This window comes from Paracoccus sp. Ld10 (genome assembly GCF_045064235.1).
In the GTDB taxonomy this organism is placed as follows: domain Bacteria; phylum Pseudomonadota; class Alphaproteobacteria; order Rhodobacterales; family Rhodobacteraceae; genus Paracoccus.
This window is the reverse complement of record NZ_JBISHD010000031.1, coordinates 114838-140496: the sequence shown is the minus strand read 5'-3', so window position 1 is coordinate 140496 and position 25659 is coordinate 114838. Positions and strand designations below refer to the sequence as shown.

Here is a 25659-nt window from a genome sequence, read left to right as displayed (position 1 = left end):
CGATGCGTTAACCATTGCCGCCCTAGGGTCGGGAACCGCCCGATGACATGCACGGCCGGATCCGTTCGACTGACAACACTGGGGCATTCCATGTATCACACGATCACGGTTCTGACCGTCAGCACCGTCATTCCCGTGGGGGACGTGGGTGCCCCCCGAGAAGCGCCGTGGGGCATGGGCGGGCGCATTCAACTGGACAACCCGACGCTGACGACGATCACGATCAGCGACGATGACGACATGTTCCGCAGCGGCCTGTACACACCCGACGAGACGGACCAGACGCTGGTCGAGGACGCGGTCTTTGGCACCGGTCCGAACGCTGATTTTGTCCCCGCCGGCACAAGAATGTCCAATTTCGTCGGGTCCATCATAACGTCGGATGATAACGACAGTTTCTATGTGGTCTTTCCGCGCAGCTTTGAAGCCTATGACGTCGGTACCGAATATGGCGGTCACCAATCGGTGCTGATTTTTCCCGTGCCCAACGCGCAGGGGATCGCACCGGTGTTCGATCTGTCCGTAGGGTACAGGATGACCGCCGTCCGCGGGCTGGAGCGCGTTGCCGACGGTGTGGCATGGCCTGTCATAGCGCCCGCACTGTGTTTCGCCCAGGATACGATGATCGAGACGCCCTTTGGGGCCCGTCCGGTACAGGACCTGAAACCCAGGGATCTATTGCAGACGCTGGATCGTGGTGCGCAACCAGTGCTTTGGATCGGGCATCGCCTGATGGGACCGCGCGATCTGGATCTGCGCCCGGACCAGCGCCCGATCCGCATCGCAGCCCACGCCCTGGGGGCGGGACATCCCACCCGTGACCTGATCGTTTCGCCGCAACACCGCGTGCTGATCGGGTCACGGATCGCCGAACGCATCAGCGGCCATCATCAAGTCCTGGTTGCCGCGCGTCATCTGGCGGGACTGCCGGGGGTCACCGTGATCACAGATACGAATGGGGTCGCGTATTGGCACGTCCTGATGGCAGACCACAATCTGTTGTTGGCGAACGGGGCGTGGGCAGAAAGCCTGTTGCCTAGGCCTATGGCCCTGCGCGCGTTGGGGGCACAGAATGCGCGCCGCGTCATCGCGTTGACAGCGGGCACGACACAAAAACCTGCGCGCCACCTGCTGCCCGGCCGTCAGGCCCGCCGTCTGGCACAGCGCCATGGCCGCAACCAGCGGGCGCTGCTGGACGCCTAGAGGCCGACCAGAGCGCGGGCGAACTCGTCCGCGTCAAAGGCGTCCAGATCGTCGATCTGTTCGCCCACGCCGATCGCGTGGATCGGCAGACCGAACCGATCGGCCAGGGCCACCAGCACGCCGCCGCGCGCGGTACCGTCCAGTTTGGTCATCACCAGACCCGAGATATTGGCCAGCTTGCGGAACGTCTCGACCTGGCTCAACGCGTTCTGGCCGGTGGTCGCGTCCAGCACCAACAGGGTATTGTGCGGCGCGTCGGGGTCCTTTTTGCGGATCACGCGGACGATCTTGGCCAGCTCCTCCATCAGGTCCTGACGGTTCTGCAGTCGGCCAGCGGTGTCGATCATCAGCAGATCGGCGCCCTCGGCCTCGGCCCGGACCATCGCGTCCCATGCCAGGCTGGCGGGGTCGCTGCCCTGCGGGGCGACCATCACCGGCACGCCGGCGCGCTGACCCCAGACCTGCAGTTGTTCGACCGCCGCCGCACGGAACGTGTCACCGGCCGCGATCACCACCGACTTTCCGGCGGCGCGGAACTGGCTGGCCAGCTTGCCGATGGTGGTGGTCTTGCCCGCGCCGTTGACGCCCACGACCAGCACCACCTGCGGTTTTTTCGGATAGATCGGCAGCGGACGCGCGACAGGCGCCATGATGCGTGCGATCTCTGTGGCCAGCAGCTGTTTCAGCTCGGTCGACGACACACGCCGGCCCATTCGCCCTTCGGCGATATTGGCGGTGACGCGCAGGGCGGTCTCGACGCCCAGATCGGCCTGGACCAGCATGTCCTCCAGCTCTTCCAGCATCTCGTCGTCCAGGGCGCGGCGCGGTTCCTCGACATGCGCCTCGGCGCGGCCGAACAGGCGGCCGACCAGCCCCGACGGCTCGGGTGCCGCAGCAGGCGTGACGGGTGCAGCGGTCTCTCCGACGATATCGTCCAGCCCCGCCCCGATCTTGGAGGAGGACCGCGTCAGCCGCTCTCGCAGTTTTGTAAAGAACGCCATGATCCGACCTTTCACTGTGCCGGGCGGACCCTACCCGCTTGCGGCGTCAAGGAAAAGCCGCCCCGACGGATCAGGGCGGCTTTGTATGTCCCGCACGCGTGCGCCCGTGTCAGCCCCGCATCTGCCGGATTAGCGCCGCCAGCGCATTCGTTGACGCATCATGGCACGGTGCATCCTGACCCTTGAGCAGCGGTTCGACCTTGAGCGCCAGTTCCTTGCCCAGTTCGACTCCCCACTGGTCAAAGCTGTTGATCCCCAGGATCACGCCTTCGACAAAGACGCGCTGTTCGTACAGCGCCACGATCTGGCCCAGTGCAAACGGCGTCAACTGCTCCATCAACAGCGTGGTGGATGGCCGGTTGCCGGGGAACACGCGGTGGCGGGCCTGACGGTCCAGCTCGACGCCCTCCAGACCCTTAGCCTCCATCAGGGCACGCGCCTCGTCCAGCGAGCGACCCCGCATCAGCGCCTCGGACTGCGCAAGACAATTTGCGGCCAGCAGGATGTGGTGATGCGCCAGATCGGGTTCGTGCCCGCGCGCGGCCAGGATGAACTCGCAGGGGACCGGCATCGTGCCCTGGTGGATCAGCTGATAGAATGCGTGCTGGCCATTGGTGCCGGGTTCGCCCCAGACCACCGGGCCGGACACGACCGGAAGATCGCTGCCGTCCATCGCCACGCGCTTGCCGTTCGATTCCATCTCCAGCTGCTGCAGATAGGCGGGCAGGCGCATCAGCCGATTGTCATAGGGCAGCACCGCGCGGGTCGGATAACCGCAGATCTGGTGGTGCCAGATGCCGGTCAGGGCCAGCATCACCGGCAGGTTCTGTGCGGGCGCAGCGGTGCGGAAATGCGCGTCCATCGCGGCGCCACCGGCCAGGAACTGGTCAAACGCCTCTGGCCCGACGGCCAGCATCAGCGACAGCCCGATCGGACCCCAGACCGAATAGCGACCGCCGACCCAATCCTCAAAGCCGAACACGCGTTCTGCCGCGATGCCGAAATCGGCGGCCTTGGCGGCGGCGGTGGACAGGGCCACGAACTGCGCGCCCGGATCGGTGACCGACGCCGCCATCCAGTCGCGGGCGGTCTGGGCGTTGGTCATGGTCTCGATCGTGGTAAAGGTCTTGGAGGCGACGATCACCAGCGTCGTCGCGGGGTCCATCCCCTTCAGCGTGTCGGCGATGTCGGCGCCGTCCACGTTACTGACGAAATGCGTGCGCGGCCCGTCATGATAGGACGCCATCGCCAGCACCGCCATCGCCGGGCCCAGGTCCGATCCGCCGATGCCGATATTAACCACGTCGGTGATGCGACCGCCCTGCCCCGCAAAGCTGCCGTCGCGAACCTGGGACGCGAACCGCGTCATGCGGGCATGTGTTTCGCGAACCCCGGGCATCACGTCCTGTCCGTCGACGGTGACGCTGCCCTCCAAGTTGCGCAACGCAGTATGCAGGACGGCACGGCCCTCGGTCTCGTTGATCTTCTCGCCCGCGAACATCGCGTCGCGGCGGGCGGCCACCGGGGCGGCCAGTTCCAGCAACAGGTCGCGCGCGCCCGCGTCGATCATGGTCTTGGAATAGTCAAAGGTCAGGCCGTCCGTCTGCACGCGGAAATCGGTGGCGCGGTTGGCGTCGAACAGAGCCTCGATCGGGGTCGATCCTTGGCCCTTGCGGTGATCCTGCAAGCGGTTCCAGAGTGCGGTCATGTCAATTCCTCATTCCGCCCAATGGACGGTAGCCTCGTCAAGAAACGCGCGGATCGGTGCCCGCATCGGGTCCAGCTTTTGCGCCCGGTCCAGCGCCTGACGCTTTTCCGGGCCCATGATCAGCACGTGAATGTTCAGCGCGTTGGCCAGCACCGGCCGCGTCAGGGTGATGCGCGGCTCTTCCGCGCCCTCGGCGCGGATGGCCATGACGGGGGGCGCGCCCGTGGCCATCGCGGCCTGCAGGTGATCGGCGCCCGGGAACAGGCTGGCCGTGTGCATGTCGTTGCCCATGCCCAGCAGCACGACCGTCAGCGGCAGCACCGGCGCCAGCCTTTCGGCCAGCCCGTCGGTTGCCAGATCGGGCGAGGCGTCGCCCGTATAGAGGTCGATGTACTGCGCCGCCGCGGCCTTGTCCTTCAGCAGATGACGCCGCAGCAGGCGGCTGTTCGACCGCTTGTGGTCGCCGTCCACCCACCGTTCGTCGCCCAGCACCACGGTCACGCGGTCCCAGTCCAGATCGGCACCTGACAGCGTCTCGAAGACAGGCGCGGGCGAGGTGCCGCCCGGCACGCACAGCGTCGCACTGTCGTGGCCGCGCAGATGCTGTGCCAATTGGGACGCGATGCGGTCGGCCACGGACAGTGCCAGCATCTCGCGGTCGGGGTATTCCTTGAATTGCATGGTCATGCCCTGATCTCCCTCCAGCGACGGTTGTCGCGGTGCATCAGGCGTAACGCCTCCTCGGGGCCCGAGGATCCGCTGTCATAGGGTTCGGGGCGACGCTTGCCCTCTTCCCATGACGTAATGATCGGGTCGGTCCAGGCCCAGGCCGCCTCGACCTCGTCGCCGCGCATGAACAGGGTCTGGTTGCCGCGGATCACGTCCATGATCAGCCGCTCATAGGCGTCGGGCATGTCCGCGCCCTCGGGCCCCAGGGCATCGGCAAAGGACATGTCCAGCGGCACCTGCACCAGGCGCATGCCGCCCGGCCCCGGTTCCTTGATCATCACCTTGAGGTTCATGCCCTCGTTCGGCTGCAGGCGGATGACCAGTTCGTTGGCCTTGGGTACACCGCTTTCGTCAAAAATCGAATGCGGCGGCTCCTTGAAGGTGATCGCGATCTCGCTGGTGCGCGCGCGCAGTTTCTTTCCGGTGCGTAGGTAAAAGGGCGTGCCCTGCCAGCGCCAGTTCGAAATCCGCACCTTCATCGCGACATAGCTCTCGGTCCGCGAATCGCGATCCTCGGCGTCGGTCAGGTAATCGCTGCCCTCGCCCTGATACTGGCCGCGGACGATGTCGGCAGGCTCCAGCGGCTCCAGCGCGCGGATCACCTTCAGCTTTTCGTCGCGCACGGCGTCTGGGTCGAAGTGATAGGGCGGCTCCATCGCGATCAGGCACAGAAGCTGCATCATGTGGTTCTGAACCATGTCCCGGATCGCGCCGGATTTGTCGTAATAGCTGCCGCGCCCGGCCACGCCCACGGTTTCCGCAACCGTGATCTGGACGTGGTCGACGTATTGCGCATTCCACAGCGGCTCGAACAGGACATTGGCAAAGCGTACGGCCATCAGGTTCTGGACGGTTTCCTTGCCCAGGTAATGGTCGATCCGATAGATCTGCTGTTCGTTGAAATGCTGCGCCAGCGTGGCGTTCAGCGCACGCGCACTGGCCAGGTCGCGTCCAAAGGGCTTTTCCACCACGATGCGGCTGTCGTCATCGGCGATGCCGTGGCCCGCCAGCCGTTCGGCGATGTCGCCGAACAATGCCGGCGCGACCGAGAAATAGAACGCATGGACCGACCCCTTGCGCATCCGCTCCTTGAGCGCCTGCCAGCCGCCCTCGCCCTTGGCGTCGATGGGCACGTAACCCAGCAGCGTCAAGAATTCGGCCAATTGCGGGTCGTCGGGCTTGGCACCCGCGTATTCGCAGATCGCCGCGGCGGCCTCGGCGCGAAACGCGTCGTCGTCCTGTTCGGTGCGCGCCGCACCGATGATCCGGCTTGTGGCTGGGAACTGTCCGGCCTTGAAACGCCGGTACAGACCGGGCAGAATCTTGCGATGGGCCAGATCGCCCGTGGCGCCAAAGATCACAAGGTCGAAATCATCGACCGGAATGACACGAGAGACCATGCTGTCCTCCTGTTGGGTGGCGTCCGCCATACCCTTTGTTAGCGATAACAGCAATGCCGTTCAACCGTTCACTGCGCGGGCCACGCGCGGAAGGCGGCACCGCTTGAGCATCTGGGCCATGGTCATGGCACCGCCTGCGGCCTCTGCCCGGCCACGCGCACCGTGCAGCGCGGACAGGACCGCGGCGCGGTCGCGTGCCAGCAGATCCAGCAGGAACGCGTCGGGGTGCAGGGCGCGCAGGCCCAGCCCCGCCATCATCCGCTGTGGAAAATCGCGCAGGTTCGCGGTCACGATCAGGGCCGCACCCCCGGCCAGCGCGGCCTCGACCACGTGACGGTCGGCGGGGTCGGGAAAATCCAGATCGATCGTCGCCTGACCGTCATCCTGCTGCGCGGCCTGTGGAAACCGCAGGCGCAGCATCGCGATTTCGGCCCCGGCGACGCTGGCGGCATCGGGGCCGATGCGGGCGGCGGCGCGGTGCCATTCGGTCAGGATGCGGTCAGACCACAGCGCGTCGTACAAACCCGCCTGCGCCAGATCCGTCAGGATCTCGCGCAGGATGGTGGGGAACAGGACATTGGCGTCCAGAACGGCGCGCATCAGTCCAGCCGAAAGAACAGCGCCTTGAGATAGCCCGTCTCGGCCAACTGCGGCAGGGTCGGATGGTCGGGCCCAGCCTGACCGGTGTGGATCAGCACGCCGCGCCGTCCCCCACGCCCGATGCCGCGCGCGCTGACATTGCGGAACGCGGTCAGGTCGGCGGCATGCGAACAGCTGCACAGCACCAGGTATCCGCCGGGTGCCACCAGCGGCGCGGCCATCTTGGCCACACGCTCATAGGCGCGCAGGCCCTTTTCCAACGCGGGCTTTGACGGGGCAAAGGCCGGCGGGTCGCACACCACTACGTCAAAGGTCCGGCCTTGTTCGGCCAGCGCCTCCAGCGCGTCGAATGCATCGGATTGCAGCGTCTCCAGCCGGTCCGACGCGCCCATGGCCGCCGCCCCGCCCCGCGCCAGTTCCAGCGCCGGAGCACTGCCGTCGACACACAGCGCGCTGGTCGCGCCAGCGGCCAGCGCGGCCATGCCGAAACCGCCTACATGGCTGAACACGTCCAGCACGGACCCGCCACCAACCAGCCGTTGCGTGAACGCATGGTTCGGGCGCTGGTCAAAGAACAGGCCGGTTTTCTGTCCGCCCATCAGGTCGGCCAGATAGATCGCGCCGTTCATCCGTACCTGAACCGGGGCGTCGGGCGCGGTGCCGCGAATGACCTCCAGCCGTTCGGTCAGACCCTCCAGCCCGCGCGACCGGCCCTGCCCGTTCAGGACAACCGTGGTGACGCCCGCGACGTCGATCAGCGCATCGGCGATCTCTTCGGCCATGCCATCGGCCCAGGCCGCGTTCGGCTGAATCACGGCGGCGTCGCCAAAGCGGTCGATGACCAGCCCCGGCAGGCCGTCGGCCTCGGCATGGACCAGACGATAGAACGGTTCGTCATAGATGCGTTCGCGCATCTGCAGCGCGCGGGTCAGCCGGGCGCGCAGCCATGCGCCGTCGATGACCGCGTCCGGATCGGTATCCATCACGCGGGCGATAATCTTGCTAACCGGGTTCACGGTGACCAGCGCCAGCGGCTGGCGTTCGGCATCTTCCAGCACGGCCAGTCCGCCGGGGGGCAGCGCCTTGGTGCGGCGGTCCAGAACCGCCTCGTCCGCAAAGACCCAGGGGAAGCCGTGGCGGATCGCCTGCGGCTTGGATTTCGGACGCAACCGGATCACGGCACGGTCGTTGGGGTGGCTGACCGGCAGGTCGTCGTCGTGCAGTTCGCTCATCGCAAAACTCCTTTTACGGTCGATCTGACATGACCCACCCCTGCGCACAAGGCTGACGACCGCCAACGGTTGAACCGTTAACGCTAACAGCGTATAGTGCCGCAAAGCCAGAGGAGGCCCCCCATGACCCTTCACGCCATGATCGACCGCGTCACCGACCGGATCCGCGAACGTTCGCACGACAGCCGAAGCGCCTATCTGGCCAAGATCGCCCGCGCCGCGCAGGACGGGCCGGCCCGCGCGCACCTGTCCTGCGGCAATCAGGCCCATGCCTATGCCGCCATGAACGACAAGACCGACATGGCCACGACGCGAAAGCCCAATATCGGGATCGTGACGGCGTATAACGACATGTTGTCGGCACATCAGCCGTTCGAACGCTATCCTGACGTGATCCGTGCTGCGGGTCGTGCGGCGGGCGCCACGGTGCAGGTCGCGGGCGGCGTGCCCGCGATGTGCGACGGCGTTACCCAAGGGCGCCCGGGGATGGAACTGTCGCTGTTCTCGCGCGACGTGATCGCGCTGGCGGCGGGTGTGGCGCTGTCGCATGACTGTTTTGATTCGGCGCTGTATCTGGGCGTCTGCGACAAGATCGTGCCGGGGCTGATCATCGCGGCGGCGACCTTCGGGCACATTCCGGCGGTGTTCGTGCCCGCAGGCCCGATGCCCTCGGGCCTGCCCAACGACGAAAAATCCAAGGTCCGCCAGCAATTCGCCACCGGAGAGGTCGGCCGCGACGAACTGATGCGAGCCGAGATGGCCAGCTATCATTCCGCGGGCACCTGCACCTTTTACGGCACCGCGAACACGAACCAGATGCTGATGGAGTTCATGGGCCTGCACCTGCCCGGCTCCAGCTTTGTGAACCCGAATACGCCGCTGCGCGAGGCGCTGACCGTGGCCGCGGTCCAGCGCGCGGCGCAGATCACCAATCTGGGCAACCAATACACCCCAGCCGGACAGGTTCTGGATGAGCGCGCCTTTGTGAACGGCATCGTGGGGCTGATGGCCACCGGCGGGTCGACGAACCTGGTGCTGCACCTGCCCGCGATGGCACGGGCGGCGGGGGTGATCATCGACATCGCCGATTTCCACGACCTGTCGGAAAACGTGCCGCTGATGGCGCGGGTCTATCCCAACGGGCTGGCCGACGTGAACCATTTCCACGCGGCAGGCGGCCTTGGCTATATGATCGGGCAGCTGCTGGAGGCGGGCCTGCTGCATCCGGATGTCAAGACGATCACGGGGTCGGGGCTGGACAGCTATGTCCGCGAACCCAAGCTGGACGGCGACAGCATCCGGTGGGAGGACGGCGCCCGCACCACGCTGAACGACCGCATCCTGCGCCCCGCAAGCGACCCGTTCGCGGCATCGGGCGGCCTCAAGCAGTTGCAGGGCAACATGGGTCGCGGCGTCATCAAGATCAGCGCGGTCGCCCCCGAACGCCACCTGATCGAGGCCCGCGCCCGCGTGTTCCAGGATCAGGAATCGGTCAAAACCGCCTTTCGCAACGGCGAATTCACCGAGGATACGATCGTCGTCGTCAGGTTCCAGGGACCGCGCGCCAATGGCATGCCCGAGCTGCATTCGCTGACGCCGACGCTGGCCGTTCTGCAGGACCGCGGGCTGAAGGTCGCGCTGGTCACCGACGGTCGCATGTCGGGTGCGTCGGGCAAGGTGCCCGCGGCGATCCACGTCTCGCCAGAGGCCGCGATGGGTGGACCGCTGGCGCGGCTGCGTGACGGCGACATGGTGCGCCTGGACGCCGCCCACGGCACGCTGGAATGCCTGGAGGCCGATTTCGACAGCCGCACCCCTGCGATCCATGACCCGTCGGGCAGCCACGAAGGCATGGGCCGAGAACTGTTCGCGGCGTTCCGCGCCAATGCGGGACCGGCAACGGACGGCGCAGGCGTGGTGGTCTGATCCGTCAGGCGGCGGCGGCGACCTCGCAGACGACGCGGCGCAGATAGCCCGCGAAATCCGAGGCCGTCCGCCGCGCCGGGCCATCCGCCACATAGACGTTCAGCCAGGTCGGCGGCAGCGGTGGCAGCGCGCCACCATGGTCCACCACCTCCAGTCCCGGTTGCCGGATGCCCCGTGGCAACAGCGTCAGTCCCAGATCTGCGGCAGCCAGCACCCGCCACGTGTCGGTGCCGCCATCGCTGACGACCTGCAACCATTCGATCCCGGCCTGCTCCAGCGCGGACATGCCCACGGTGTGGTAGGCGCAATGCGGCGAATTGGCGATCGGCAGCGGGCGGTCGCGCCATGCCTGCCCCCCCGTCGCCCCGAACCACGCCAGATCAACCTTTGCCAGATGAATTGCACCCGCCGGTGCGTCGAATTCGGTGGTCAGGATCACGTCATGCTCTCCGCGCCGCATCTGGATGCGCAGATCCTTGCTGCGAGCGTCGTTGATGATCAGTTCGACCTGCGGGAAATCGGCCCGAAAGGCGCGGACGGTCTGGGCGACCTTGGTGAACAACCAGTCGCTGGTCAGCCCCACGCGCAGTCGGGTCTGCGGCCGTGCGCCCGTGAACCGTGACAGAATCGCATCATTCAGGGCGACCAGCTTGCGACTGTCCCCCAACAGATCCTGGGCAAAATCGGACAGAATGACGCCGCGCCCGACCTTGACCAGCATCGGCCGACCGAACACCTCTTCCAGGCGCTTCATCTGCATCGACAGCGCACTTTGCGTCATGTTCAGCGCATCGGCAGCGCGCGTCACGGCGCCGTATTCGGCCACCGCCTGCAACGACCGCAGCGTGGCGATATCCAGATTGCGCATCATTCTGTTTCCGTGATGGATCACATCAAAACCACTCGTTTCACAAATACGCCGTTGGGGGATATCCATCAACTGTAAAGATAAACGACACGCTTCTCATCATTACCACTGATGGGTTCAATCACGGAGGCTGAACGATGACCCCGAAAAACGCACTGCTGCGTGTCGTGACCGGCCACGGCATCCTGCCCCGCCCCTGGTGGGTGGAACGCGCCTTGACCATGTTCGATGTGCGCCGAACCCGCATCGATCTGTCACGTCTGTCGGACGACCGGTTGCGCGACATCGGTTTGACGCGTGATGACGTGATTGCGGAAATGGCACGGCCGATCTGGGACGTGCCCAGGCATTGGCGGCGTGGACGCCACGTGCGCTGCTAGGTCAGGATGTGCGGCGGACCGAACCTGGCGCGCATGCGCGTCTGGATCTGATCGCGGGTCTGGCGATAGGCCGCCAGCCGCGCCTCGCGTCCTTCGGCCAGGCCCGTCGGGTCCATGACCGGCCAGTATTCCACGTCCAGATGCGCGTGCCGCGTCATCTCCAGCGCCATGCGCTGACTGGCGGGCGACAGGGCGACGATCAGATCGAACTGGCCCAGATCATCGCCCCAGTTCTGCATCTCCTCAAAGCTGCGGCTGCGGTGGTTGGCGATGGGTACGCCGATCTCTTCGCAGACGGCGATGGCAAAGCCGTCCACCTCCATGTCGTTCCTGACGCCCGCCGACTGGACATAGGCCGCGCGGCCATAGAACTTTTTCATCATCCCCTCGGCCATGGGCGAGCGGATGGAATTGTGGTCGCAGCAGAACAGAACAGACGATGGCAGCGTGTCCAACGTCATCGGATCAGCCCTGCGGGATCAGCGCACAGATCAGGGTGAACAGGCGGCGCGCCGTGTCGATGTCCAGCCCGGCCTTGCCCTCCAGCCGCTCCTGCAGGGTGCGCGCCCCTTCGTTGTGGATCCCGCGGCGGGCCATGTCGATCGCCTCGATCTGGGCGGGGGGCAGGCGTTTCACGGCGTCGAAATAGCTTTGGCAGATCTGAAAGTAGTCCTTGACCACCTGCCGGAACGGCCCAAGTGACAGGTGGAATTCGGCCACCTTGGTCGCGTCCTCGGCCGTGACGTCAAAGACCAGCCGCCCCTCGCGGATGCACAGTTCCAGAACATAGGGTCCGTCGGGTGCGGCGTCCCCGTCACGCCCCGGCATGACGAAACTGTTGTCCTCGATCAGATCAAAGATCGCGACACGCCGCTCCTGCTCCATTTCCGGCGTGGCGGGGGGGATGGCACTGTCGTCGATCTCGATCCGGGTGATGCGGCTCATTCCAGCGGTCTTTCGTTCAAGGTCCCCAACCGAGCCTGAACCGAAGCGCCATGCGCCTGCAAGCCCTCGGATGCCGCCAGCCGCACCGCGGCGGGGCCGATCGCCGCCAATGCCCCCGGCGTCAGTCGCGCCATGGTGGTGCGTTTCAGGAAATCCATGACCGACAGGCCGGAACTGAACCGCGCCGAACGCGCCGTCGGCAGCACGTGGTTCGGCCCGCTGACATAATCACCGACCGCCTCGGGCGTGTGCGCGCCAAGAAAGATCGCGCCGGCATGGACACACTTGGCGGCCAGCCCCTCGGGGTCGGCCACGCACAGTTCCAGATGCTCTGGCGCGATGCGGTTCGACAGGGCCGCCGCTTGGTCCAGGTCGTCGACCACGATCAGCGTGCCGTAATCGCGCCAGCTGGCCCCCGCGATGGCGGCCCGGTCCAGCGTCGGGATGATGCGTTCAACGGCCGCGGCCACGGCCTGCGCCATGGCCGGATCGGTGGTGATCAGGATTGATTGCGCGTCGGCATCATGTTCGGCCTGCGCCAGCAGGTCCCATGCCAGCCAGTCGGGGTTCTGTTCGCCATCCGCGATCACCAGAACCTCGGACGGACCGGCGATCATATCGATGCCCACGCGGCCAAAGACCTGCCGCTTGGCCGCGGCGACATAGGCGTTGCCCGGCCCGGTGATCTTGTCGACCGGCGCGATGGTATCGGTGCCATAAGCCATCGCCGCCACAGCCTGCGCTCCGCCGATGCGATAGATCTCATCCACACCGGACAGCTGCGCCGCCAGCAACACCAACGGGTTGACCACCCCGTCCGGCGTCGGCACGCAGATGACCAGCCGCTCGACCCCCGCGACCCGCGCCGGGATCGCGTTCATCAGCACGCTGGACGGATAGGCCGCCTGCCCGCCCGGCACGTACAGTCCCGCCGCCGACACCGCGCTCCACCGCCAGCCCAGGGTCGCGCCCTCGGGGTCGGTCCAGCTGGCATCCTCGGGGATCTGGCGGGCGTGATAGGCACGGATGCGTTCGGCCGCCAGGGCCAGGGCGGCCCGATCCTCGGGCGTGACGCGGGCGACATGCGCCGCGATCTCCTCAGGCGAAAAGCGCAGGGTGGCGGGCGTCAGATCCAGCCGGTCGAACCGCGATGTCAGGTCGCACAGGGCCGCATCGCCCCGATCGCGTACATCGCGGATGATGGCGGTGACCGCGTCGTTCACATCGGCCGAATCCTCGCGCTTGGCACCCAGCATCGCGCGAAAGCCGTCTTCGAAATCGGCGTCGGCGCTGTTCAGAAAGACCGGCATCATCATTCCCCTCGTGTTCCCGCGTGGCCGTACCCCGCGTCCTCGCCCGGCTCAAGCGCCGGGGGGCGGACAGGATGCCGCGGGCTTCTTCTTTGCCCAGATGCCCCGAAAGGCTCTATTCCGGGTGCTGCGGCGCCTTGCCCGACACCGCCCGATGCGGGCGCGTCACGTCGCGCAGGTCCAGGTTGATGCACTCGACATCCGCCACGATGGTCCCGTCGCCCGCAAAGTCCAGCGACAGGCGACCGGTGCCGTCCTCGCCTGCCTGCCAGCGGATCGCCAGCAGTGACAGTACTGTGTCCGCATCGCGCCCGACACCATCGCTGACCACGCGCATCACGTCACCGATGACCAGCACCGCGCGGACACGTTCGTAGTCGCGCCCCTGGGTCCGAGCATCGGTGGCATCCTCCCACCGGAACCGGGTCAGCAACAGCGACAACCGCCGTGCCTGACGGTCATGGCTGACATCCGTGCCGGTCAGAACCGCGTCCTGCACCAGCGACGACAGGATACGCAGGTCGTCCTCGTCCTCGGCCCTCAGGGCCAGGGGCCGGGGGTCGGCATCGGCGAAACGGGCATCCTCGGCCATGATCACTCCTCCTTGACGCGTTCGATATGGGCCCCCACGCCGCGCAGCTTGCGCACGACATGTTCGTAACCCCGATCCAGGTGATAGACGCGGCTGACGGTCGTCTGCCCTTCGGCTGCCATACCCGCCAGAATCAGGCTGACCGATGCGCGCAGGTCGGTGGCCATCACCGGCGCACCGCGCAGCTTTTCCACCCCGGTGACGGTCGCATGACCGCCATGCACCTCTATCTGCGCACCCATGCGGACCAGTTCGGGCGCGTGCATAAAGCGGTTCTCGAAGATCGTCTCCTCCAGTACGCTCGTGCCCTCGGCCATGCACATCAGCGCCATGAATTGCGCCTGCAGGTCGGTGGGGAAACCCGGGAACGGCTCTGTCCGGACATCGACGGCGCGCACCCGGCCGTTGCGGCGCGAGACCTTCAGGCCGCGCGCGGTTTCCTCGACGTTGATCCCGGCCTCGTCCAGCTTTTCGCAGAACGCCGCCAACAACTCGATCCGGCCGCCCAACAGTTCGACCTCACCGCCGCACATGGCGGGCGCCAGCATATAGGTGCCCAATTCGATCCTGTCCGTCACGACCGGATGCGTCGCGCCATGCAGCGCCTGCACGCCCTGAATGGTGATGGTGCCCGTGCCTTCGCCTTCGATCTGTGCACCCATCGCGCGCAGGCAGCGGGCCAGATCGACGATCTCGGGCTCGCGGGCGGCGTTCTTCAGCACCGTGGTGCCACGCGCCAGCGTCGCGGCCATCAGCGCGTTCTCGGTCGCGCCCACGGACACGACCGGGAATTCGAACACGGCACCCCGCAACCCGCCCGAAGGTGCCTTGGCATGCACATAGCCGTCGCGCAAATCCAGCGTCGCGCCCATCGCCTCCAGCGCGCGCAGGTGCAGGTCCACGGGACGCGCGCCAATCGCGCAGCCGCCTGGCAGCGAGACCTCGGCCACGCCGTCACGCGCCAGCATCGGCCCCAGCACCAGAATCGACGCCCGCATCTTGCGCACGATGTCGTATTCGGCCCGGTGGCTGGTCATCGCATGGCTGGACAGGGCCAGGACCTGACCCTCCTGCAGGCTGGCGACCTCGGCCCCCAGAGAGCCCAGCAGCGCGGTCATGGTGCGGATGTCGGACAGGCGCGGCGCGTTGGTCAGCGTCAGCGGCTGGTCGGTCAGCAACGTCGCTGGCATCAACGTCAGGCAGGCGTTCTTGGCGCCGGCGATGGGGATTTCCCCGTGAAGCGGGCCGTTCCCCGTGACGATGATCTGATCCATCAGTTGTCCTTGCCTGTCTCGCCGCCCGCATCCGGGGCAGTCTTGTTGTCGTCCCGATCCGCCCGTGACCGCGCCTGTTCCTTGCGCCGTGCCAGATTCGCGCGCAGCGCTTGCCGCAGGCGTTCATCACGACTGTCAGGTTTGGGCTTGTCGTCGCGTCGATCGGTCATGGAAGTCCTGTTAGCGCCGTGTGGCCCGCACGTCCAGCAAACGCACGCATGCAGCACGATCAATCGCCAAATTCGCGAAAAATTGCGCAGACCCCCTTGCAGGGTCCGAAACCTTTGGCTAAACGCCGCCTCACGTTGCTGTGGTAGCTCAGTGGTAGAGCACACCCTTGGTAAGGGTGAGGTCGAGAGTTCAATCCTCTCTCACAGCACCATCCCAAACCCTTGATATGAAAAAACACCCTTGTTTCGTGGGCCCTGGTGCCATTTCTGGTGCCAGAACAGGTGCCAGAATGAAGGTTGCGACATGGCGGGATCACGACGTCACTGGAAGGAAAAGAACGGCCGCTTCTGGGCTCGGATCGCCATTCCTGAGGCGCTGCGACCCTTCCTCGGCGGAAGGACGCAGCTGGCGGAACCCTTGGGAGGGGACCGCACCATTGCATCGCAGAATCACGCCGCCGCCGTCGCGAGACTTCAACAGCAGATTTCACAGGCCCGGGCACAAGCAGGCATGGCCGGCGCTCCAGGGTCACCGACTGACGCCGTCTCCTGCCCGCCCCGCGTCCTCGTCCCCCTGACCCCGGAAATCATCCAGGAGCTTGCACACCAGCACTACCGCCAAGTCATCTCGGATTACGACGCCAAACAGGAGCGCATGCCCAGTCTCGAAGCTCAAAAGGCCGAGTATGAACGGATCATGCAGAAGATCGATACAGGTGAGATCAGTGACAGCGAGGATCCCGTCGGCGCCATAATGGCGCAGACGGACTATGAGCTGATGAGAGGCGCGCGCGAGCACGACCGGCGTCTGCGCCGCTCGCGCATGGAGGCTCTCAAGGTCAGACTTGGATCCGGAGACCACACCCTTGTCGAGATCAGCACAAATCGCGTGGTCGAGGAACATTCGCACGCGGCCGCGCGCGGGTCTCAGGATCGGCAAATGCTTTCGGCCGCGTTGGTTCGGGCCGAGATTGCGGCACTAACGCAGACCCTCGAGCGGGATGCAGGGAACTTCGAAGGCCAATCCGTCGACCCGATCCTGCAGCCACCGCAACGTTCGGTCCTGGCACAGACGCGTATCAGCCTGCAGGGTCTATTCCAGGACTACATCCTCTCGCGACAGCAGCTTGGCAAACACCGCGACGGGGGCGCGAACTGGACGCACGCAATCGCCGACCTGCGAAGGTTTCTGGGTCATGACGATGCCAAGAGGATCACCAAACGCAACCTACTGGATTGGCGAGACGGCCTGCTCTCGTCGGGCAAGGCACCGAAAACGGTGTCCGACAAGTATCTGGCCGCCGTCCGGGCGGTTCTGAAATGGGCGCACGACAACGACCGCCTAGCGTCGAATGAAGCCTCCAGCGTCCGACAGCAGGTTCCGCGCAGGATCCAAGTGCGAGAGAAAGGCTACAGCACTCTCGAAGCGACGCGTATTCTCAAGGCCGCTTATCGCTACCAGCCACCGCATCGGACGAACCCAGCCAACCAGGAACGGCCGTGGCTCTCGAATGCAAAGCGATGGGTGCCGCTGCTGGCAGCCTTCTCGGGCGCGCGTCCCACCGAACTCACCCAGCTTCGAAAGGAGGATCTCCGCATCGAAGCCGGCAGGTGGATCATGCGCATCACCCCTGAGGCGGGATCAGTGAAGACGGGACAGTTTCGCGACGTGCCTTTGCATCCTCAGCTGGTGTCACTGGGGTTCGCGGACTTCTTCATCAAAGCCGCGCCTGGGCCGCTGTTTCATCGGGCACCTTCACGGGAGAAATATGTCACGAGCGCGCGCGCGATATCCGGTGAGATCAGCGAATGGTTGAACCGCTTGGGACTGGTGCCGGACGATGTTCAGCCGAATTATGGCTTTCGCCACCGGTTCAAGACGTTGGGCCTTGAACAAGGCGCACCTGTCCGCGTCCTAGACGCGATACAGGGTCATTCCGGAAAGACGGCCAGTGATGGTTATGGCGACGTGACCATCACGGCGAAGCTTCGGGTGATCGATGCCTTTGCCGAATACGATCTGAACACACCCGTGATGAGCAAAGACTGAATCCAAGTGACCATGTTTCAGCAGCTAAGGCGAGAAACCCGTCAACTCACAAAGATGCCCAAGCTCTTCGCGAGATGTGGCGGCAGTGGGTCGAGCGAGCTCCAGGTTATGGTGATCGAGGCCTCGCTCTCCTCAGTTTGGAACCGGGTTCGCCGCAGTGGAGAACCACACCTGCGGCGCGCTCGCGGCCTCGCGCAAGGATTACAACACCGAAGGCTCACACTCCCGCCTCGGCAAGCAGTCGCCTGCCGAGTTCGCCTAGACCTTACACCTCCCATCGGGGTCTGACCTTGCGCAATCCGCAAAGCTCCGCGCCAGCCCCGTTGCCCAACCGGCCTAGAAGGGAAAAACTCAACCCCGGAGTCCTGCTCAGGCTGGATAAAAGTTAAGGTCAACGTCAATGTCCGCACACACCCCCGCTCGCACTCGGCTACGAAGGGGCCTCGCGCCCTCATGGTCCACCAATGAAAGGCGCCGGCGTCCTAGATGTCGTTCTCTGTGACGCCGTCCTTCTCGACATAAATTATTGGCCCTCGCATCAGAAGGATGATGCCTGCAGTCAAGAGGGCCATCCCGACCGGAAGGTAGATCGCAGTCAAACTGGTGAAGGCCCAGTTGTCTTCCGACAGGCGATACAGTGCCGCCGCCAAGAAGATCGCACCGATGATCAGCAAGTTCTGCACCATCGATCGCCACCGCACGATCCGGATCAGCCTGACATCTTTTACAAGTTCAACCATCTCATTCACCTCATGTTGCTTCTTTCATCATCTTAGGTGTCGGCAAACGAGGTGTCGTATGGGATGTTAGGCCTGACGGCGACTTTCCAAGCCAGTTACGTTAATATGTGCATAGGCGAACTGGCAGGACAGGACCTGCCCCGGACGCAGGGCCGGCGAGGGTCAGGGTAGGCCGGCTTGACAGACATGATTTGCACTTTACGCAGATCCGATCCGAGAATTGCTTGACGCAGCGGCCCGAGATGGGGAACGTCGGGCATCGCTCATACAAACGATTGAAGACATGAATTTAAAGAGTCTGGCGGACGCCACCCCCCATGCCGCCTCCCTGATCGAGGGGATGCGAGACTTCGGCTATACGCTCGAGACGGCGATGGCAGATGTCATCGATAACTCGATCACTGCGGGGGCGACGGCGGTTCATATCGTCGCCGACACGATATCCGACGCCCCATGGATCGCGATTGTCGATGACGGCTCGGGAATGACGCGGGAGGAACTGATCGAGGCGATGCGGCCTGGATCGCGCAACCCTCTCGAACAGCGCTCGACACACGACCTGGGCCGCTTCGGTCTCGGACTAAAGAGCGCAAGCTTTTCGCAATGCCGGATGCTGACCGTCGCAAGCCGACGGAATGGCACCACCACCGCCGCGACATGGGACCTTGACGAGGTGTCCCGCAGCAACCTTTGGCAGGTGCAGGTAGAGGAAGACCCCGTTTCCCTTCCGGCGATCGAACAACTGACGGAGCGCGGCACTGTCGTCATCTGGCGCAAGCTGGACCGCCTGTCGACCAATGTCCGTCACGATGCAAAAAAGCGTTCGGCGGAGGTCAACGCCGCCCTGTCCGGGGCGGAGCACCATCTGCGCCTGTGCTTTCACCGATACATGGAAGGGACGAGGCCTCAGCTGAATCTTTTCCTGAACGGTCGCAGGCTTGTGCCGCTGGATCCGTTCGCATCGAAGCACCCCGCGACGCAGGCCGGTGAGATCGACCCGATCCCCTATGCGAACCAGACGATCTTCGCCCAGTGCTTCACGCTGCCGCATCATGGTCGGATGACGAAAGCCGAGTGGGATCAGATAGGCGGGCCAGAAGGCCATCTGCGATCTCAGGGCTTTTACATCTATCGCGAGCGCCGGCTGATCATCGCCGGGGGGTGGCTCGGGCTTGCCCGCGCGACCGAGCTGACCAAGCTGAGCCGCGTCCGGGTCGACATCCCGAACACGATGGATGCCGACTGGAAAATCGACGTGCGCAAGGCGTCGGCCCAGATGCCGCCTGTCGTTCGAGATCGGCTGAGACGCATCGTCGAGCGCATGCAGGGCACATCCAAGAGGACCTATCAGAAGCGCGGCCGTAAGTTGGTGGACGAGGCGAACCTGCCGCTCTGGAACCGGTTCCAAAAGGACGGTAGCATCATCTATCGCCCTAATGCCGACCATCCCGCCATCGAGGGCTTCGCGCAGGCCCTGCCCGAGGAATTCCGCAACGGCTTCCGAACCTGCATCAGGCTTCTTGGGGCCGGACTGCCGGTTCCGGCCCTGCATGCTGATATGCTAGGCGGCGCCGAGGGCGTCCAAGCTGATCAGACCGAGTTCGAGGAGGTCGCGGAGTCGGTGGAGCAGGCCGTCAGGATGCTTCTGGCAACCGGCATGGCAGGAAATGACGTGCTGCAGGCGCTATGTTCGACCGAGCCGCTCAGTCGTCACAAGGACAAAATTCGCGAGATGCTCGCCGGTATGCAGGAGAACTGAGGACATGACCAACCAGATCACTCACCTCGACTCGGTGATCTCTCAGTCGCTGGCGCATCATCGCAAGACCGGCGAGGAATTGCGGGGCATGATCTCCAACTTTAACGTCCTTCTGGGCATAGGTGCGGACGAAGCGACCCTTGAGCAGCTGGCCCGGGACATAGAAAGCCGGTTCAGCGTCACAATGGGCCTTGGGGCGATGGTCGACGACGCGGCCTTCCAGCCGTGGCTCGACGACGCCAAGGCCTCGATCGCACCCTACTACTGGGACCGCTACAAGAAGCTGCTGCTGAAGAACGGGCTCCCGCAGGATGTGGTGACCTCGACCGACGCCGTCACGGACCGCATCCTCGGCCGGCTGGGAAATCCGCGGCTGGAGGAAGAATGGGACCGACGCGGAATGGTCGTCGGGCATGTCCAGAGCGGTAAGACCGCGAACTACACCGGCCTGATCTGCAAGGCGGCGGATGCGGGATATCGGCTGATCATCGTCATCGCGGGCATCCACAACAACCTCCGCAACCAGACCCAGGAGCGCATCGACGAAGGCTTCATCGGCCGCGACACCGGCCGCACGGGGCAGAAGGGAAACCATGCGATCGGGGTCGGCCTGTTCGACGAACGCCACGTCCCGGTCAGCCTGACCAACACGAAGCGGGACTTCCACAAGGAGACCGCGTCGACGAACACCAGCCAGATCGATTCCTACAAGGTTCCGGTCGTCCTTGTGATCAAGAAGAACCCGAGCACGCTGAAGAACCTTCTCGACTGGCTCAAGGACAACAGCGCCAAGGGCGACGAACAGATGATCGATCAGCCGATGCTGCTGATCGACGACGAGGCAGACAACGCCTCGATCAACACGAAATATGCCAAGGAGGAGGTGACGAAGATCAACGGCCAGATCCGCGACCTCCTGAAGACCTTCCGCCGGAGCTGCTATGTCGGATACACGGCGACGCCTTTCGCGAACATCTTCGTTGACCCCGACCAGTATGACGACGCGCTGAAGGAGGATCTGTTTCCCAAGCACTTCATCATCGGCCTTGATGCCCCCACGAACTACTTCGGCGCTAGCAAGGTCTTCATCGACGGACTGCCCGAGGATGGTCCTCCGGTATGGCTGCGACACATCGCCGACAACGCGGATGTGCTGCCCGTCACGCACAAGATCGATCACGACATCGCCGAACTTCCGCCTTCACTCATTGAGGCTCTGCGCGCCTTCCTCGTCGCACGCACGATCCGCAACCTTCGGGGCCAGGCGTCCAAGCACTGCTCGATGCTGGTCAACGCGAGCCGTTTCACCGCCGTCCAGGGCAGGATCCGCAACCGCATCCATGAGCGTCTGTCCGACATCCAGAACGCGGTCCGGATCAACGGGTCCCTCGGCGTGCGAGGGCTGGCCGATCCCGAGATCGCAGCCCTGCACGATGTCTGGCGGAAGGAATACGGCGACACCGGGTTCGCATGGGACGACGTCCAAGCGGCGCTGCTGGACGCCATCGCCGCGGCCAAGGTGGTGGAGGTCAACAGCCGCGGCAACGGGCTGGACTATGCGACAATCGGCGAGATCGGTCAGACCGTGATCGCCGTAGGCGGCTATTCCCTGTCGCGCGGCCTGACGCTCGAGGGGCTGACGGTCACTTGGTTCCTGCGTAACACCATGATGTATGACACGTTGATGCAGATGGGGCGCTGGTTCGGGTATCGCGGCGGCTACGAGGACCTCTGCCGGATCTGGATGCCGACGGACGCGATTGACTGGTATGCCCATATCGCCGAAGCATCGGAGGAGTTGCATCTCGAGCTCAAGAACATGGAGAGCGCGAGGCTGACGCCGGCGGATTTCGGTCTGGCAGTCCGCAGCCACCCGTCCGCCCTCTTGGTGACAGCGCGCAACAAGATGGGATCGGGGCAGAAGGTCGTCCATGTCGGTCTGTCGAACGCATGGGTCGAGACGGCCAAGTTGGGAGTGAAGGATGTCGACGCGAACCTCGATCACGCGAAGCGCTTTCTCGATCAGCTTTCGGCGGCCGGCTTCGGACCTGAGATGGCGGAGGAGCCCATGGGCGGCCGCCTCCTCCGAAAGGTGCCTGTCGATCTTATCCAACGGTTCCTTCTGGGATGGCGGAACCACGATGCGGCGTTCTTGACGCAGACCGGCCCGATCCGCAGCTATATAGATGCACGCAAGGATGACGAGTTGGCGCATTGGGACGTGCTGATCGCCAGCGTCAAGGGGGAGTCCCCGTTTCTCCATGCGGGCTGGAAAATCGGGCCACAGTCGCGGAAGGTCGAACTGGGCGATCTCGGAAACGGCCTGCTGTCCATCAGCGGCAAGAAGGCCAGGATCGCGTCGCGGGGTGTTGAGAAGATCGGCGTCGCACTGGATGCCGCAGCGGCCGCCGAGGCGGCCTATCGCCAGAACAATCCCCAGAAGGTGAATGCCGAGACCGGCAAGGTCAATTATCCAGACAAGATCTATCGCCAAGTGCGCGAACGCCCGCTGTTCGTGCTCCAGATCGTCAAGCTGCGCGAAGAATATCACGGCAACGATGAGAAGACCCTGCTGCCTCTTCCCAGCAACTTTCCCAAATCCGTCGTGGCCGGTTGGGGGATGAGCCTGCCGACCTCCAGCGTTCCGGGAGAGCGCGTCGAATACATCGTGAACGCGCAGAAATTCCGCGAGCTCTATGGAGATGACGACGATACCGACGACGAGGGCGACATCGATGGCTGAGACCCCTTGGGGTGATCTGGCCCCCGACACGGGTCGACGGGTCGACGGCCATGGACGACACGACATCTTCTGGGCACGGATGCCTGACGGCGCGCCCGGCCTCGTCCTCAGGCTTGGCGAGGGCGTGGCCGAGGTCCATCCCCTACCGCAGCTGCGGAACCTGACGCTTTGCTACCGGACGGTCGAGGGGCGCGGCAATCTTTGCCTCTCCCTCTCGGATCACGGTCAGGCCGACATCTTCGATACGCTCTGCCGCGATGTCGTCTCTGCTGCGGAATCGGTGGAAAGCCCCAATGCGGCATTGGCGCGCGCCGTCCAGCGCACCCTTCGCTGGCACCATCTGCTGCGCAGCGGCGGGACCGGAGGCCTGACCCTCGAAGAGCAGCGGGGTCTAGTGGCCGAGCTTGCAGTGCTGCGCGCCCTGATCGAGTCATTCGGGGCCTTTGCGGCGGTCGAGGCATGGAAAGGCCCCGAAGGAAGCGCCAAGGATTTCGAGCTTGCGACGATGCATGTCGAGGTCAAGGCCAGACGCGGGGCGGCCCATCCGAAGATCGCGATATCCTCCGAGGTGCAGCTTGAGACTATCGACGGGTTTGCGCTTTATCTGCGCGTTATCGACGTGGATACGGCGATCGCGCCCGAGGGGCTGTCACTGGCAGACCACGTCGGGATGACAGGGGCCATGTTGGCCTCGGATCCGGCAGCCGTAGACCTATGGGAGCGGCGCATCGCTGCGACAGGTTTCCGCCCGGAGGACGTCGATGAAAGGCGCGTGTGGAAGACCGGCACATCTCGAACATACGAGGTCCGTGACGGCTTTCCCCGCATGACGCCTCCGCTGCCACTCGGCGTGGAGAACCTGAAATACTACATCAACCTGCACGCCTGCGCGCCTTTCGAAGTCTACGACGACGTGCTGTCGCCTGCGAGGATCGCATGATGTCGGATCTTGACGAATTCCACCGGAGCCTCATCGCCGACATCCAAGGCGATGCGGATGCGTCCGGGACCTATGCGCAGGAGGCCTTCTTCGAACGGATCGGAGAGTTCCTGACCGAGGCCGGCGAGATCGATCAAGCGGACTACGCCCATCATCAGGGGACGGGCAGGAACGGCGTCCTGATCCAGGTTACCGGATCGGGAGGTGATCCGGTTGACGCCGAGGGGATCCTTGCGCTGATCTTGTGTGATTTTCAGATCACACAGGAAGTTCGCATGACAACGGGCAACGAGCTGAAGGCACAGTTCAAGAAGCTTGTGGAGTTTCTGCGGCATGCACGGCTGGAAGAATTCCGGGACCAGCTGGAGGAGACGAGTCAAGGAGCCGGTCTTGCCGACCTCATCGCGACGCGGTGGGATCGGATCGTCAAGATCAAGCTCATCTACGTCACGAACTCGGACAATCGTGCGCGCGTCGACGCGACGCCTGCGGGCGAGATCGACGGCAAGCCCGTGACCTACAACGTTTGGGACCTCAAGCGACTGCAGGGATACGCCGAGCAGGGCAAGGCACGCGCCGACATGACCATCCGATTCAGCGAGGATTTCGGTGCCGGCGTGCCGGTCCTGAAAGCGTCGGGATCGGACGCCGCGCTTGAGAGCTACATCGCCGTGATTCCGGGGCGTCAGCTTGCGGCGATCTACGATGTCTGGGGGGCGCGCCTGCTGGAATCTAACGTGCGCAGCTTCCTTCAGGCCAAGGGCGGGGTGAACCGGGGCATCCGCAGGACGATCCTCGAGGAGCCGCACATGTTCCTCAGCTACAACAACGGCCTTGCGGCAACGGCCGAGGAGGTAGAGGTGGAGCAGACCGAAGACGGTCTGCTGCTCAGGTCGGCCTCCAACCTGCAGATCGTCAATGGAGGACAGACCACAGCGTCCCTCCATGCCGCAGCCAAGGCCGCCGGCGCCGGGATGGATGACATCTTCGTCCAGATGAAGCTGAGCATCGTTCCCCCGATCCTTTCGGAGAGCGTCGTCCCGCGCATCTCGGAATACGCGAACAGCCAGAACAAGGTCAACGCTGCCGACTTCTTCGCGAACCATCCCTTCCATGTCCGGATCGAGGAGCTGTCGCGCAAGCTGCTCGCCCCCTCGGGGGATCATGGATATCGCGAGACGAAATGGTTCTACGAGCGCGCACGGGGACAGTATGCCGATGCGCGCGGCAAGATGACCGAGGCCGGAAGGAAGCGGTGGGATGCCGAGTTCCCCCGGTCGCAGTTCTTCAGCAAGACCGATCTCGCCAAGTTCGAGAACACGTGGGCTGGCCAGCCGTTCATCGTCAGCCAAGGGGCGCAGAAGAACTTCGCGGCCTTCGCACGCTCGATCGAGAAGGTTTGGGGCAAGAGTGGTGACAGGGTCGATGATGGCTGGTTCAGAAACCTGATCGCTAAGGCGATCATCTTCCGGAAACTGGAAAAGCTCGTCTCGGCGCAAGCCTGGTATGAGGGCGGCTATCGGGCGAACATCGTGACCTATGCGATCGCAAAGGTGGCCGCCGATGTGTCAGCGCGGGACAAGGCGGTCGATCTTGCCCGCGTCTGGCGCGCACAGGACGTGCCGCCCGCGTTGCAGGAAGCGCTGCTGACGGCGGCGGCCGAGGCTCAGCAGGTGATCACCAGCCCACCGGCCGGAGTGCGCAACATGAGCGAATGGGCCAAGAAGCAGGCCTGCTGGGAGCAGTTCCGCAAGCGGAAGCTGTCCTATCCCGACGGCCTCGACGACATGATCGTCGATCCGGAGGACGTCAAGGAGACGGCACGCGACGAGAAGACGGACCGCAAGCTTTCGGAGGACGTCGTCGATCAGGTTCGCGTGCTGGAACTCGGCGCGGAGTTCTGGGCCAAGGCTCAGGCATGGGGACGTGAGCACCGTCTGCTCAGCCCTGCGGAGTTCGGCGTGCTGGGCATCTGCGCCAAGATGCCCGCGCGCCTTCCGACCGAACGGCAGACAAGCATGGCGGTCGCCGTCTTGGCGCGCCTCGAGGAGAACGGCTTCAACCGCGACGCTGCGCACGCCTGACAAGG

Annotated in this window: 22 protein-coding genes and 1 tRNA gene; 9 read left to right on the top strand and 14 right to left on the bottom strand. The window is 64.6% G+C overall.

All coding sequences use genetic code 11. The features are described from left to right. The first annotated feature begins 90 nt into the window (after nucleotides 1–90). Nucleotides 91–1203, top strand: coding sequence for a Hint domain-containing protein (locus ACJJVR_RS12770; protein WP_405405086.1), 1113 nt, complete (start codon nucleotides 91–93; stop codon nucleotides 1201–1203). Here the strand turns inward: ACJJVR_RS12770 and ftsY are convergent. From ftsY to ACJJVR_RS12740, 6 genes are all read right to left on the bottom strand, one after another. Next, nucleotides 1200–2204 carry a signal recognition particle-docking protein FtsY gene (ftsY, locus tag ACJJVR_RS12765; RefSeq protein WP_405405085.1) on the bottom strand — a complete coding sequence of 335 codons (1005 nt, stop codon included), beginning with the start codon at nucleotides 2202–2204 and terminating at the stop codon, nucleotides 1200–1202. The two genes, ACJJVR_RS12770 and ftsY, sit on opposite strands and share 4 nt — an antisense overlap. A 109-nt stretch (nucleotides 2205–2313) precedes the next feature. After that, nucleotides 2314–3912 (bottom strand): glucose-6-phosphate isomerase, encoded by a 1599-nt coding sequence (pgi, locus tag ACJJVR_RS12760; protein ID WP_405405083.1) that lies wholly within the window; start codon nucleotides 3910–3912, stop codon nucleotides 2314–2316. A 9-nt stretch (nucleotides 3913–3921) separates the two neighbouring features. Beyond that, entirely contained in the window at nucleotides 3922–4593 is a 672-nt protein-coding gene (gene pgl / locus ACJJVR_RS12755; RefSeq protein WP_405405417.1) for a 6-phosphogluconolactonase, read from the bottom strand. A gap of 2 nt (nucleotides 4594–4595) precedes the next feature. Then, nucleotides 4596–6041 carry a glucose-6-phosphate dehydrogenase gene (gene zwf, locus ACJJVR_RS12750; protein WP_405405415.1) on the bottom strand — a complete coding sequence of 482 codons (1446 nt, stop codon included), beginning with the start codon at nucleotides 6039–6041 and terminating at the stop codon, nucleotides 4596–4598. A 60-nt stretch (nucleotides 6042–6101) separates the two neighbouring features. Then, nucleotides 6102–6641 carry an RSP_2648 family PIN domain-containing protein gene (locus tag ACJJVR_RS12745; protein ID WP_405405082.1) on the bottom strand — a complete coding sequence of 180 codons (540 nt, stop codon included), beginning with the start codon at nucleotides 6639–6641 and terminating at the stop codon, nucleotides 6102–6104. Continuing rightward, nucleotides 6641–7873: an RSP_2647 family RNA methyltransferase gene (locus ACJJVR_RS12740; RefSeq protein WP_405405080.1), complete on the bottom strand. Its 1233-nt coding sequence runs from the start codon at nucleotides 7871–7873 to the stop codon at nucleotides 6641–6643. The genes ACJJVR_RS12745 and ACJJVR_RS12740 overlap by 1 nt, the downstream gene beginning before the upstream one ends. 123 nt (nucleotides 7874–7996) lie before the next feature. Between ACJJVR_RS12740 and edd the strand changes: the two genes are divergently transcribed. Beyond that, the gene (edd, locus tag ACJJVR_RS12735) at nucleotides 7997–9799 is read left to right on the top strand and encodes a phosphogluconate dehydratase (protein WP_405405078.1); all 1803 of its coding nucleotides are present in this window, start codon (nucleotides 7997–7999) and stop codon (nucleotides 9797–9799) included. 4 nt (nucleotides 9800–9803) lie between these two features. Here the strand turns inward: edd and ACJJVR_RS12730 are convergent, their stop codons facing one another. Further along, the gene (locus tag ACJJVR_RS12730) at nucleotides 9804–10670 is read right to left on the bottom strand and encodes a LysR family transcriptional regulator (protein ID WP_405405076.1); all 867 of its coding nucleotides are present in this window, start codon (nucleotides 10668–10670) and stop codon (nucleotides 9804–9806) included. Nucleotides 10671–10804: 134 nt separating this feature from the next. On the opposite strand from ACJJVR_RS12730, the gene ACJJVR_RS12725 reads away from it, so the two are divergent. After that, nucleotides 10805–11047 (top strand): DUF1127 domain-containing protein, encoded by a 243-nt coding sequence (locus tag ACJJVR_RS12725; protein WP_405405074.1) that lies wholly within the window; start codon nucleotides 10805–10807, stop codon nucleotides 11045–11047. Here ACJJVR_RS12725 and ACJJVR_RS12720 read toward each other — a convergent pair. The 6 genes from ACJJVR_RS12720 to ACJJVR_RS12695 form a co-directional block, all read right to left on the bottom strand. Further along, a complete protein-coding gene (locus ACJJVR_RS12720; protein ID WP_405405072.1) occupies nucleotides 11044–11508 on the bottom strand; it encodes a low molecular weight phosphatase family protein in 465 nt (154 codons plus the stop codon). The genes ACJJVR_RS12725 and ACJJVR_RS12720 overlap by 4 nt on opposite strands. 4 nt (nucleotides 11509–11512) lie before the next feature. Then, on the bottom strand, nucleotides 11513–11992 hold the full coding sequence (locus tag ACJJVR_RS12715) for a UPF0262 family protein (RefSeq protein ID WP_405405070.1): 480 nt from the start codon (nucleotides 11990–11992) through the stop codon (nucleotides 11513–11515). Next, nucleotides 11989–13302, bottom strand: coding sequence for a histidinol dehydrogenase (gene hisD / locus ACJJVR_RS12710; protein WP_405405413.1), 1314 nt, complete (start codon nucleotides 13300–13302; stop codon nucleotides 11989–11991). Before hisD ends, ACJJVR_RS12715 begins: the two co-directional genes overlap by 4 nt. Before the next feature lie 115 nt (nucleotides 13303–13417). After that, a complete protein-coding gene (locus ACJJVR_RS12705) occupies nucleotides 13418–13894 on the bottom strand; it encodes a DUF2948 family protein (RefSeq protein WP_405405069.1) in 477 nt (158 codons plus the stop codon). Nucleotides 13895–13896: 2 nt separating this feature from the next. Further along, nucleotides 13897–15168 carry a UDP-N-acetylglucosamine 1-carboxyvinyltransferase gene (murA, locus tag ACJJVR_RS12700; RefSeq protein ID WP_405405067.1) on the bottom strand — a complete coding sequence of 424 codons (1272 nt, stop codon included), beginning with the start codon at nucleotides 15166–15168 and terminating at the stop codon, nucleotides 13897–13899. Beyond that, entirely contained in the window at nucleotides 15168–15338 is a 171-nt protein-coding gene (locus tag ACJJVR_RS12695; protein ID WP_405405065.1) for a hypothetical protein, read from the bottom strand. The genes murA and ACJJVR_RS12695 overlap by 1 nt, the downstream gene beginning before the upstream one ends. 137 nt (nucleotides 15339–15475) lie before the next feature. Between ACJJVR_RS12695 and ACJJVR_RS12690 the strand changes: the two genes are divergently transcribed. Then, nucleotides 15476–15550, top strand: a tRNA-Thr gene (locus ACJJVR_RS12690). 92 nt (nucleotides 15551–15642) lie between these two features. Then, nucleotides 15643–17388 (top strand): tyrosine-type recombinase/integrase, encoded by a 1746-nt coding sequence (locus ACJJVR_RS12685; protein WP_405405064.1) that lies wholly within the window; start codon nucleotides 15643–15645, stop codon nucleotides 17386–17388. A 482-nt stretch (nucleotides 17389–17870) separates the two neighbouring features. Here ACJJVR_RS12685 and ACJJVR_RS12680 read toward each other — a convergent pair whose 3' ends face one another. Beyond that, nucleotides 17871–18128, bottom strand: coding sequence for a hypothetical protein (locus tag ACJJVR_RS12680; protein WP_405405062.1), 258 nt, complete (start codon nucleotides 18126–18128; stop codon nucleotides 17871–17873). A gap of 283 nt (nucleotides 18129–18411) precedes the next feature. On the opposite strand from ACJJVR_RS12680, the gene ACJJVR_RS12675 reads away from it, so the two are divergent. The 4 genes from ACJJVR_RS12675 to ACJJVR_RS12660 are packed head-to-tail and all read left to right on the top strand — an operon-like array spanning nucleotide 18412 to nucleotide 25654. After that, nucleotides 18412–19887, top strand: a complete 1476-nt coding sequence (locus ACJJVR_RS12675; RefSeq protein WP_405405061.1) for an ATP-binding protein — start codon at nucleotides 18412–18414, stop codon at nucleotides 19885–19887. Between the two features lie 4 nt (nucleotides 19888–19891). Then, nucleotides 19892–22630, top strand: a complete 2739-nt coding sequence (locus tag ACJJVR_RS12670; RefSeq protein WP_405405060.1) for a Z1 domain-containing protein — start codon at nucleotides 19892–19894, stop codon at nucleotides 22628–22630. Beyond that, on the top strand, nucleotides 22623–23570 hold the full coding sequence (locus ACJJVR_RS12665) for a PD-(D/E)XK motif protein (RefSeq protein WP_405405058.1): 948 nt from the start codon (nucleotides 22623–22625) through the stop codon (nucleotides 23568–23570). Before ACJJVR_RS12670 ends, ACJJVR_RS12665 begins: the two co-directional genes overlap by 8 nt. Further along, nucleotides 23567–25654 carry an AIPR family protein gene (locus tag ACJJVR_RS12660; protein WP_405405056.1) on the top strand — a complete coding sequence of 696 codons (2088 nt, stop codon included), beginning with the start codon at nucleotides 23567–23569 and terminating at the stop codon, nucleotides 25652–25654. The genes ACJJVR_RS12665 and ACJJVR_RS12660 overlap by 4 nt, the downstream gene beginning before the upstream one ends. Nucleotides 25655–25659: the final 5 nt, after the last annotated feature.